The sequence below is a fragment of the Streptomyces sp. NPDC025793 genome, from assembly GCF_055558375.1.
The window spans coordinates 1-10,132 of sequence record NZ_JBVHMR010000102.1 but is presented as its reverse complement, the minus strand read 5'-3'; the positions used below and the strand labels follow the sequence as shown (position 1 = coordinate 10,132).

The 10,132-nt window shown below is 69.9% G+C and carries 10 protein-coding genes and 4 pseudogenes; 7 read left to right on the top strand and 7 right to left on the bottom strand.

From position 1 onward, the window contains the following. Positions 1-276 precede the first annotated feature (276 nt). Positions 277-645 carry a hypothetical protein gene (locus tag ACZ4MF_RS48095; protein ID WP_467500678.1) on the top strand — a complete coding sequence of 123 codons (369 nt, stop codon included), beginning with the start codon at positions 277-279 and terminating at the stop codon, positions 643-645. A 315-nt stretch (positions 646-960) separates the two neighbouring features. Here ACZ4MF_RS48095 and ACZ4MF_RS48090 read toward each other — a convergent pair whose 3' ends face one another. Further along, entirely contained in the window at positions 961-1,122 is a 162-nt protein-coding gene (locus ACZ4MF_RS48090) for a hypothetical protein (RefSeq protein WP_467500676.1), read from the bottom strand. 543 nt (positions 1,123-1,665) lie between these two features. Next, positions 1,666-1,863, bottom strand: a complete 198-nt coding sequence (locus tag ACZ4MF_RS48085) for a hypothetical protein (protein ID WP_467500675.1) — start codon at positions 1,861-1,863, stop codon at positions 1,666-1,668. Positions 1,864-1,915: 52 nt separating this feature from the next. Here ACZ4MF_RS48085 and ACZ4MF_RS48080 point away from each other — a divergent pair, with 52 nt between their 5' ends. From ACZ4MF_RS48080 to ACZ4MF_RS48055, 6 genes and pseudogenes are all read left to right on the top strand, one after another. Then, entirely contained in the window at positions 1,916-3,832 is a 1,917-nt protein-coding gene (locus tag ACZ4MF_RS48080; protein ID WP_467500673.1) for an autotransporter, read from the top strand. 177 nt (positions 3,833-4,009) lie between these two features. Next, positions 4,010-5,764: an RNA polymerase sigma factor gene (locus ACZ4MF_RS48075; RefSeq protein ID WP_467500671.1), complete on the top strand. Its 1,755-nt coding sequence runs from the start codon at positions 4,010-4,012 to the stop codon at positions 5,762-5,764. A 178-nt stretch (positions 5,765-5,942) separates the two neighbouring features. Then, entirely contained in the window at positions 5,943-6,212 is a 270-nt protein-coding gene (locus ACZ4MF_RS48070; protein ID WP_467500669.1) for a hypothetical protein, read from the top strand. 192 nt (positions 6,213-6,404) lie between these two features. Continuing rightward, positions 6,405-6,593 (top strand): hypothetical protein, encoded by a 189-nt coding sequence (locus ACZ4MF_RS48065; RefSeq protein WP_467500667.1) that lies wholly within the window; start codon positions 6,405-6,407, stop codon positions 6,591-6,593. A 184-nt stretch (positions 6,594-6,777) separates the two neighbouring features. Continuing rightward, positions 6,778-7,500, top strand: a complete 723-nt coding sequence (locus ACZ4MF_RS48060; protein WP_467500681.1) for an SDR family oxidoreductase — start codon at positions 6,778-6,780, stop codon at positions 7,498-7,500. A gap of 5 nt (positions 7,501-7,505) precedes the next feature. Further along, a pseudogene (locus ACZ4MF_RS48055) lies at positions 7,506-7,645 on the top strand (transposase); the annotation flags it as partial. Between the two features lie 162 nt (positions 7,646-7,807). Here the strand turns inward: ACZ4MF_RS48055 and ACZ4MF_RS48050 are convergent. From ACZ4MF_RS48050 to ACZ4MF_RS48030, 5 genes and pseudogenes are all read right to left on the bottom strand, one after another. Continuing rightward, a pseudogene (locus ACZ4MF_RS48050) lies at positions 7,808-8,353 on the bottom strand (indole-3-glycerol phosphate synthase TrpC); the annotation flags it as partial. Between the two features lie 21 nt (positions 8,354-8,374). After that, positions 8,375-8,905, bottom strand: coding sequence for a DUF6624 domain-containing protein (locus tag ACZ4MF_RS48045; RefSeq protein WP_467500665.1), 531 nt, complete (start codon positions 8,903-8,905; stop codon positions 8,375-8,377). Positions 8,906-9,001: 96 nt separating this feature from the next. Then, a pseudogene (locus tag ACZ4MF_RS48040) lies at positions 9,002-9,283 on the bottom strand (IS5/IS1182 family transposase); the annotation flags it as partial. Further along, positions 9,284-9,823, bottom strand: coding sequence for an IS5 family transposase (locus tag ACZ4MF_RS48035; RefSeq protein WP_467500679.1), 540 nt, complete (start codon positions 9,821-9,823; stop codon positions 9,284-9,286). A gap of 182 nt (positions 9,824-10,005) precedes the next feature. Then, a pseudogene (locus ACZ4MF_RS48030) lies at positions 10,006-10,132 on the bottom strand (winged helix-turn-helix transcriptional regulator); the annotation flags it as partial.

Here is a 10,132-nt window from a genome sequence, read left to right as displayed (position 1 = left end):
GCTCCACTGAGAACCTGGCAGACAAGCCGCTCCTGTCGGAGGACGGGGGTTTTCTCTCCCCAACCAGGCACACGCGAACGCGGTCAGCTACGCGGTCGCCACAGAACCGGTGCCGTCCGACAGCCAGCCAGCTTCGGGGGCTGGTCGACGGGCGTACGACACGAGTGAGGTCGCCGTGGGGGGCGCGCCGACGAGCGGGGGGTCGACGCCATCAGGACAGCGCTGGAGGCGCAGCGGGAGCGGTCCGCCGGGACGCTGGGCCGGCTGCCTCGGCAGATGGACTGGCTGCTGGAGGACACGTACGGGCCGGGCACGGTGAAGGTGCCGCCGGTGGCTACGTTCAATCGGCTGGTCCATGCGGTCGCCGACGACCAGGGGCTGCTGGGCACTGCGGTGCAGCAGTGCTGGCGGGTGAGCCGGCCTGAGCCGCCGTTCACGCCGACCGAAAATGCTGGTCGCCGAGCTGGCCCGGTTCCTTGGGCAACACCAGCGTCCGGACGCCACTTCGAGATCGGCGGCTGCTCGGCCTGGTCCACGATGGTGCCCGACGGCATCTCGCCGGCCCGTTCCCGCACCACCGCATCGGCCTGGGCCGCGACCTCCCGAGCCGACCGCAGGCGCAGCAGCCGACCCTCGGCTTCCTGAAGCTCTTGCCGGGCCGCCGCGACGACGTGCTCGGCGGCCCGCACCGCCAACTCGGCCTCCACCGTCCAGCCGGCACCGAGCGGTCCGCGTCCGCAACGTCGGCCCACGGCCGGGAAGGCGACGCCACGGCCGTCGGATCCTGGCCTACGCGGGCGATGGCGTGGGACAGCCAGTGCCGCGCGTCGGCGGTGAGGTGTCGGTCGAGGCCGACAGGGATGCGTGGGTCCACGGCCCATGCCTCTTTCTTGATGCGCGTACGACGCAAGGCCGTAGCGTGAGTGGGGGTGTGAGAGATGTGGACGGCCGACCGCGGCGTCAGAACGGCTCGGCGGCCTTGAGGAACTCCAGGCAACGGCGGGCGACGTCGGGGGCATTGAGGGACGCTCCCTGGATCTCCCCCGAGACCGGCCCCTGGTAGCCGGCGGCCTTGAGGGCGGCCAGGACGGGTCCAGCTGAACGTGTACGCGCCCTCTCCACGCACGATGCGGGCGAGCACCAGGGTGGCCGTCGGCGGGTCGTCGAACATCGTCAGGGCGCGGTCCAGCCGTGACACGACCCGGCCGGGCAGCTCGCCCCGTGCGAAGGCGACGCTGTCGAGACCACGCAGGAGGACCTGCACTCCCCCAATCGCAGCGGGGGCGCGGTGGTGCTGGATGTCGCTTCGCCCGGGAGCACCCGGTGGGGCACATCCCGGGTGTCTCGTCCACCCCCACCAGGAACTGGTCGAGCGGATCAGCAAGCTGTCGCAAGACGCGAAGACGTCGTGTACCGCGGCGCAGCAGGTCAACACCTACACGCGGCTGACCGTCACCGACCCGGCCACCGGCACCCCTCGGACCGGTCCTGCATCCCGACAACCTCACCCACGGGCAAGATCGCCTCCCTGTCCAGCCGGACGGAACTCCGCGCCGCCATCGACGGCAACGGCCTGCTCACAGCCGGCTACACCACACCCCTTGATGGGGCTCGCCACGCGGAACGACCCAGCATGTTCGCCGACTCCCTCGGCCGCGTCCAGTGCTACACCGACAAGCAATGCGCCGCCACGACCGCGTCCAGGTCTGCGCGCTCGCGCAGCATCTCGGTGAACGCCCGCGCGCCTGCGGCGATCGTCTCGGTGCCGGCCACCACGCGATGTGCGCCGCGCCCGGATCCGGATGGGCGCGTGGGCGGAACGGAGAACTTCTCCGGGTTTTTGAGATCCCTCTGGCCGGCCACCGGTCTTCACGTCCGTAAGGATCACCAGCACTCCAGGAAGCACCCTGACTCGATGAAGCGATCTTGGCACCTCGTCCTGGCGGCGGCTCTCGTCGCGGGAGCCGCCACACCGGTGGTCGCGGTGGGCAGCGCAGTCGCCGCAGACGGCGACATCACCGCGGCCGTCCTGGCGAACCGTGATGTCGTCCTGACCGGCGACGCGGTCGTGCGCGTCCCGCAGGGAACCCACACGTACACCGGCGTGATAAGCGGTGAAGGAGCCCTTCGCGTGTCCGGCATCGGCACGCTGGTCCTCGCCAAGGACAGCACCTTCACCCTGCCGCACTCCCGGCAGCACCAGAGGGTTCAGATCCCGGGCGGCAACCACCCGTACGTCGTGGTCGGCAGTCCCGACGAGCCCGCGGTCACCGTGGACGCAGGGGCAACCCTCCAGTACGGCACCGGCGGTTCGACCGGCCTGATCGGGTCCTTCCCGTACAACACGCCCGGTTACCAGCAGAACCAGGACAACATCCGGGTGGACGGCACACTGCGCCTCTCGCTGACCCGTCTGTTCAACCTGGGCATCATCAGTGGCTCCGGCCTGGTCACCCAGCCCCGGAACATGTGGGGAACACTCCAGATCTGCGGTACCAACCCGTTCTCCGGCATCCTCGACAACGGCACGGGCGTCAACTTCGCGAGCACCACCTGTGCCGCCGACCTGCCCAACGCCCGCTCCGTCGTCAACCGCGGTTCATGGATCATCGACACCCCGCTCAATCACACTGTCGTACAGCGGCAGAACTTCTACAGCCGCGAGTACGGCAACGACGTGAACGTGCACTCCCGCCCGGGCAGCAAGGTGATCCTCACCGGCGTCTACAGCTGGGGTGACAGCGGCGACGGGGCGGCGCCGTCGCTGAGCGACCCCGGACTGAACTGGCGGCCCGTGGCCCACAAGCTCAACAAGCGCGGCACCAACATCGAGGGCGCCGACGTCCAGTGGGGCGACGGGACCACACACCAGATCTTCATGCCCGGCACGGCGCAGACGGTCTACATCAACCTGCACGCCAGACGGCAGCGCTCCCGGCTCACCTTCGACTACAACGGACCGGTAACCCTGGGTGCGCCCATCGGCGGCGGCCTATATCACGACACCCTCAGCGCTCCCGGCGCCGGGGACGTCGTCATCGCCGGCACCAGCGGCAACGACGTGACCTTCGCAGCAGCGCAGTACTACGACGGATCCACCACCATCGACAGGAATGCGACCCTCCGTCTCGGCTCCGGGACCGCGGGCGGCGACGGAAGCCTCCACACCGGCGGAGCCCTCGACGAAGTGATCGACAACGGCTCACTCGTGCTCCGCAACACCAGGACACCCACCGCCCTCCCGGCGGTGACCGGCGCCGGATCGGTGACGCAGAGCGGAGCCGCGGCCACCACCGTCACCAGCGCCGCCTACACCGGCGCCACCGCCGTGGCCAAAGGCAGCCTGATCGTCTCCGGGACCTCTTTGCGGACATCCAGCGCGATCTCTCTGACCGGTTCCTCGGCCGTCCTGGACCTCAGCAAGGCACTCGACACGACCCTGCGCAAGCTTCAGGTCGTCACCGGCGCGAAGATCCTTCTTTCCCCGAACTCCCCCGAGCTGACCGTCGGTTCGACGACCGCGACAGTCTCCGGTACCGGTCTCGCCATCGGCGGAGCGCGCTTCTCCGTCAGCCGGGCCGGCGCCCACACCGTACTCACCGCTCTCGCCTCCTCCGCCGCGACAGGACCGACACCCTCCCCGGCCCGGACCGGCCGAGCGGGCACGCCCCCGGGCCCCTCCACCGGCACCATGGCGGACACCGGCAGCCACCTCGGTGCTCTGTGGACCGTCGCAGGACTGGCGGGCGTCGTTCTCGTCGGCGTCGCCGCGGTCTTCGTCTTCGTACGCAGCCGCTCGCATCTGCGTACGTCCCCGCGTCACTCCCGCTGATCCCCGGCCGCCACGGATTCCACCGGCCCGCCCATGGCTGTCAGCGCTCACCCCATACGATGGCATCGCTGCCGCGGTGTCTGCGATACCGACGGCGGTTGCCCGAGGACCCCCGCAACCTGGCTCGTTCGGCGCGAGCGGGGGCTTCGTACCCGCGGCAAGTCGAAGGGAGACCCGATGCCAAAGCACGCCGCGCCCGCGGCCGACGTGATCGTCGCGGCTCGGGCGGGCGAACGCCACGCCCTGGAAGAGCTCAGCTCCCGGACGCTTCCCCTGGTCTACAGCGTCGCGGCGCGTGCGCACCCGTACCGCGACGACGTCGACGACATCGTCCAGGAGACGATGATGCGCATCCTGCGCGGCATCGGGGGACTGGAGCGCCCGGAGGCGTTCCGATCCTGGGTGATCACCATCACCGTGAACGAGGTCCGCGACCACATCCGCAGGCGCGGCAGGAGGGAGGCGACGGGAGCGGCGTTCGACGCGGCCGAGCATCGGCCCGACCCGGCCGCCGACTTCGCCGAGGGGGTCATCCTCAACCTACGGCTGTCCGGACAGCGCGAGGAGACCCTGCGCGCGACCCGTTGGCTCGACGAGGACGACCGGGAACTGCTGTCACTGTGGTGGCTGGAGACGGCCGGCCGGCTCGCCCGGGCCGAGCTCGCTTCCGCTCTGGACATGACCGGCCATCAAGCTGCAGTACGGGTACAACGCATGAAGGAGCGCCTGCACACCTCCCGCGTCGTCGTCCGAGCCCTCGCGGCCAGGCCCGCATGCGGAGAACTGACCCGGCTGACCCTGGACTGGAACGGCGCCCCCAGCGGCCTGTGGCGCAAACGCCTCGGCCGCCATGTGCGGCAATGCCCGCGGTGCGTGCGCCACGAGGAAGGCATGCTGGCCCCGGAAGGACTGCTGGCGCCCCTGGCCCTCCTGCCCGTGCCGGCGGTACTGCTGGCCTGGCGCCCGTGGCTGTCCACGGGAACGCACACCGCGGCGGGCGACCATGCCGGCACCACGGCCACTTCGGGCGGCGGAGGTTCCGCGACGACAGGGACCGCAGGGACGAGTCTCACCGCGAAGGCCGTGGTGGCGGCGAGTGCGCTGCTCGCCGTGGGCGGTGGCGTGCTCGTGTACGCGGCCCCCTGGTCCAGCCCGTCGGCGCGTCCGGCCACTGCCCCGACGGCTTCCGGCCCGGCACCCGCTCCCTCGCCCACCGCATCCGCACCACCGTCGCGGCCGGCACCGGTACTGGGCTCGGCCGTCTCGCCTCCCTCGCCCCGGCCGCGGTACGGGTCCGTGGTCGACACCGTGGACAGCGCGCCGCCGCCGGACCGGCCGCCCGCGGCATTGCCCCACCGCCCGCAGACCGCGGTGACGATGACGGGGCTCAAGAGGCACCTGGACGGCTACCAACTCGTCCACCGCGGGGACACGGTGGTATTGCGCGGGAAGGGCTACTTCACCGTCCACTGGGACGTGATGTACGGGCTGCGCCCCGGGCTGCTGACCATGCCCTCGTGGACCGGACTGCGAGGAAGGCTGTTCCACGTGGCCTCGGGCGGCGGCCACCGCATGGACGATCGCCAGCCGGGCACGACCGCCGGTGGCACCTGGATGGGCAACAGGCAGCAGGGACTCATCACCCTCCCGCCGGGGGCCCAACAGATGTGGCAGAACGAGTACTACTACCTCGACGGCAGCATCACACTCCACCTCAACGAAACCCAGGCCGACTACAACCTCGACGTCCTGCCCTCCTCCTGGCAGCAGACAGCGGACGACATCGCCACTCCCCCGGCCCCGCACTCCGCCGACCGCGAACGGTACGGACTCGTGCGCGACACCGGCCGCGACGACGCCCCCGTACCGCAGTACACCACCCGCTCCTCGCCGACCGACGCGGGCACCGTGCCCCAGCGCTCCGTCGTGTGACGAAACCTCCCGGCAAGGACGACTCAGGCACCCCTCCACCCTGCCCGATCATCACCTCGAATTCTCAATAACTTGTCGCTCCCCCGATCTCGATGGGAGCTGTGGCCGCGCACCTGGTCCGGATGCGCGCACACGGATACCGCCGGACGAGCGTCGCGCCTGGAGTACGAAGGCGAAGTTGTCGGGCCGGCACAGCCGGCTGGAGCAGTTTGATCCGATCCGTCCTGCCAGCCGACCCGTGCTCGCGGCCTTCGAGGAGGGGCTCACCTGCCCTTGGGCGCTGTATCACGCGCGGCGGAGCCTGCCCGTCGCGAAGGCCGACCCGACCCGCGGCGGCCGGGCGCTGCGTTCGGTGAAGCCGGTCGACGTGGGCGGCGCGTCCGCGTTGGGCCGGAGGCTGCGGAACATCTCGGAGCGGTACGGCGTCTCCGACGGCCTGAGAAGCTGAGGATCCGCCGGAGACACGGAGGTGATCATGTGTGACGCGCGGAGGGACGTACGGGAATCGCGTTCGCACGGAGGTGACCTGCTGTGAGTGCGAGCGAGGGAGAAGCCCGCACGGTAGGTGGAGAACTGGCCGGCCAAACGGTCGTGGTGGGGGGCAGCGCGGGAATCGGTTTGGAGACGGCACGGCAGGCGCGTGCGTCCGGCGGGCGAGGTGGTGCTCGCGGCGCGGAACGCCGTTCGTCTCAAGCGGGCGGCGGACGAGTTGAGTGCCGTGTGTACGGCCGAGTTCGACGCCCTGGACACCGATCGTCTGGAGCGCTTTCTGCACGAGCTGCCGGGGCCGGTCGACCATGTGCTGGTCACAGCGGGCAGCCCGTCGTAGACGCCCCTCGACGAGCTCGACCTGGCCGACGCCGGACGTGACTTCGGTGGGCGAATCTCGATGATGTCGGCGGCGGCGCGGGCGAGCCGGAGCAGGTCAGGGCCGGAGGAACACTGCTGTTCATCGGTGGAACCGGCGGCCGACGGCCCGCCGCCCGGACGGCCGTGGCGCGCTCACCGCGGCACTGCCGGCGCTGACCGCCAACCTGGCGCTGGAGCCGGCCCCGGTCCGGGTCAACCTCATCGTGGCCGGTTTCCTGGACACACCGCTGTCGGCCTCCCTCCTCGGTCACCAACTCGCAGCAGGCCGGGAACAGTTGCGGAAGACGCTGCCGATCGGCCGGGTGGTCGGCCCTGCGGATGTCGCCGCCCTGGCACTGCACATCATGGCCAACGGAGCCCTCACCGGCGCCACCTACGACATCGACGGCAGCCAGCAGCTCGTCGCGCACCGCTGGTCTGATCAGCAGCCCGGGGCCCAGTCGCGGTGTGGGCTGCCCAGCGCCTTGCGCGTTCGTCGTCCGGGCACGCCCACATGGCGAACTCGGCTGCGTTGGTGCCACTCAGCCCGGTCCGGGACACACGCTCGTGGCCCCGCGTGGGCAGATCGCCTGCTGGTTGTCCCAGTCGATGGTGAAGGCCGCCTTGCCGAGGCCGTAACCCGCCTTGGCCTGGCTGCTGTGGCCGGCGGCGACGGGCCGAGCAGAGTGATGCCGCGCACCCGTTGTGCCCGCTGGATCCGTGCCGGGGAGATGTGGCCGGAATCGACGACATGCTCGGCGGGCAGTAGATGCCGCTCGGCGAGCGCGTCGTGGATGGTGTCGGTCAGCTCGGTGCCTGCACGGCGGAGATGGTGGTGGCGGCATGGATCACCAGCTCGGGGCGTTCTTCGTCGCAGGTTTTGGTGAAATGTGTGGTCGCCGACATGCTCGGACGGCAGATTCCACAGGTCAAGACGATGCTGCTGGATGCGGCAACACACATCACCGCGTTCGTCGACGTTCCGCCGGCGCACACTGCGAGAAGATCTGGTCGACCAACCCGCTGGAACGGCAGGTCTTCGACCGACGCTGCGTCTCAGCAGGTACTCCGTGGCCGACCGCCCCCCGCCGAACCGGTTGAAGACGGCCCCGGCCTCCACAGCAGCCGGAGCCGAATCGGTCTGGTGGCTCGGCTCGTCATGTCCAGGCGTGCCACCGGCCGAGCCAGTCGCCGTTACGCCCCGGCCGCCTCGATGAACTCGCGCACGGCGCTGCGCGAGTCTCCCGAGCGCACCGGTGCCTCGTCGACCAGCACCAGGTCGGCTCCCCAACCACGGTACTCCGCCACATCCTTGGGGCCCGTCACTCCCGATTCCGCGACCCTGACCGCGCCTTCCGGGATGGCCGCCACAAGGTCGGCGAACACCTCGCGATCCACGTCCAGCGTCGTCAGGTCCCGAGCGTTGATGCCGAGGAGCTCTGCACCCGCGGCGACGGCGCGCCACACTTCGTCGGCCGTGTGCGCCTCCACGAGCGGCGTGAGGCCCAACTCTTTGCACAGCCCCATCAGGTCAGCGAGCCGGCCGCCGTCCAGCGACACGACCATGAGAAGCGCAAGATCGGCGCCGTGCGCGCGGGCCTCCCACAGCTGATATCGGTTGACGATGAAATCCTTGCGCAGGACGGGCACATCGACGCGGGCACGCACGGCGTCCAGATCGGCGAGAGAGCCGCCGAAACGCCTGCGCTCGGTCAGCACGCTGATGGCAGCGGCACCGCCGACCCGACTGGGAAGGGAGCGTCACGCCACGGAGAACTTGGCGACGTACTCGTCGAAGGGCTCGATGCCGACTTCCGCACGGAGTTCGTCCATGCGCTCGGGCTCTTCACAGGGCCACGGAACCGGTGACCCGTCCTTCACACCGGCGATCTGAGTGCCGTAAACCTGCTTGCGGCCCTCATTGACCAGCGTGCGGTCGCGCAGAAAGGCCAGCTCGCGTGGGCTGGCCGAGCCTGCCGACACCGCCTGGTGCATCAACTGGAGGGCACGACGCTGAACGTCGAGCTGCCGGTCGGCGTGCTGAGCGATCAGCCATGCCGCGCGTGCGGCCTCCTCGCCGACCAGTTCCGCCGTCGGCCAGCCATATTCCTCCATGATCTCGTCAAGCCGGTCACCGTGCCGTGCGGTCAGCCGTCGCCACGCCAGCTGCTCGGCGGGGTCATCACTGTTCGCGCGGACAGCAGACTGGTGATCGGCCGCAGCCATGTCCGTGAGTTCCACTGCCAGCGCGGCAACATCGTGCGCCACTCTCAACTCCCAGGTCAGATCCATGCTTTGTGTCCGCCCGCAAGCCTAAAGGCGCAAAACGGATGTAAAGATCATTCCGGAGAACGGTGACAGGCGCCTCGCTGCACCGGGATAATGGATCTACCCCCGGAGCCAGAGCTGGATTGCTGCGACGGTCACGGTGCCCTGGAAGACATAGGCGCGCTCGTCGAATCTCGTGGCCACGGCCCGGAAGTTCTTGAGAGCGTTGATCGTCCGCTCGACTTCGTTTCTGCGCTTGTAGACCGTCTTGTCGAAGCCGGTGGGCCGTCCGCCCTTGCTCCCGCGACGTTGGCGGTTGGCCCGCTGGTTCTTCGGCTCGGGGATGGTGTGCTTGATCCGCCGTCTGCGCAGGTAGCGGCGGTTACGCCGGGAGGAATGGGCCTAATAGGCAAGCAAGTTGGCCGTTGGGCCGATCCAGGCAGGGGCTGGGGAGACGTCTGGGATATACGCAGCGCCCGGAGCGCTTCGACAAGAGGGACGGTGTTCCAGCCCCTGCCGTATCGCTTCGGGTCGCCGTACCGTGCCGTGGTTCGAGCCCCTCGTCGGGGCGGTGCTGCCGGGGCGTGCGTCTTTTCCCGGCGCCCGCGGTGGTTCCTTGCGTGCTCCGGCGGCGTGCTGGTGGGCCCGGCAGGTGGCGGAGTCCACGCTCACCATGGACCAGTCGATGCGGCCCTGGGCATCCTCGTCGGCCAGGACGGCCGCGAAGATCTTGTCCCACGTGCCGTCCGCCGACCAGCGCCTGTGCCTCTCATACACGGTCCTCCACTTACCGAACCGCGCAGGCAGATCCCGCCACGGCACCCCAGTCCGGTTCCGGTACAGGATCCCGTTGATGATCCTGCGGTGACTGACCCAACGCCCACCGCACCGCCCAGACTTGGGCAGATGCGGCTTCAGCCGGACCCATTGAGCGGTGTGCATCGTGAAGCCGCAGGTCACGGGTCTGGTGTGAAGGGCGAGTTGGGTACTCGTGCCGGTCGGCAGCCGATGACCATGGCGTAGATCATCGGGCAGGTCCGGCTCCGGCCGGAGGCCGGGTTGAGCTGCGCCCACGACCGGCCCCCGCGTACGATCCGTCAGCAGGTCGCTGCCCTGGCGGGGCCTCAGTCGCTATGGGCGACCGGTTCGGGATCGTCGTCGAGCGCATCGAGCACGGCGTCGCCGTTCGCCCTCGCCCACTCGGTCAGTGTGTGGATCGGATCGATCAGGGTCGCCCCGAGCGGGGTGAGC

Excerpts from the sequence above, each read along its gene's own strand:
- ACZ4MF_RS48095 (WP_467500678.1), top strand. The coding sequence starts at position 277 with ATGGACTGGCTGCTGGAGGACACGTACGGGCCGGGCACGGTGAAGGTG.
- ACZ4MF_RS48080 (WP_467500673.1), top strand. The coding sequence starts at position 1,916 with ATGAAGCGATCTTGGCACCTCGTCCTGGCGGCGGCTCTCGTCGCGGGA.
- ACZ4MF_RS48075 (WP_467500671.1), top strand. The coding sequence starts at position 4,010 with ATGCCAAAGCACGCCGCGCCCGCGGCCGACGTGATCGTCGCGGCTCGG.
- ACZ4MF_RS48045 (WP_467500665.1), bottom strand. The coding sequence starts at position 8,905 with ATGGATCTGACCTGGGAGTTGAGAGTGGCGCACGATGTTGCCGCGCTG.
- ACZ4MF_RS48035 (WP_467500679.1), bottom strand. The coding sequence starts at position 9,823 with ATGCACACCGCTCAATGGGTCCGGCTGAAGCCGCATCTGCCCAAGTCT.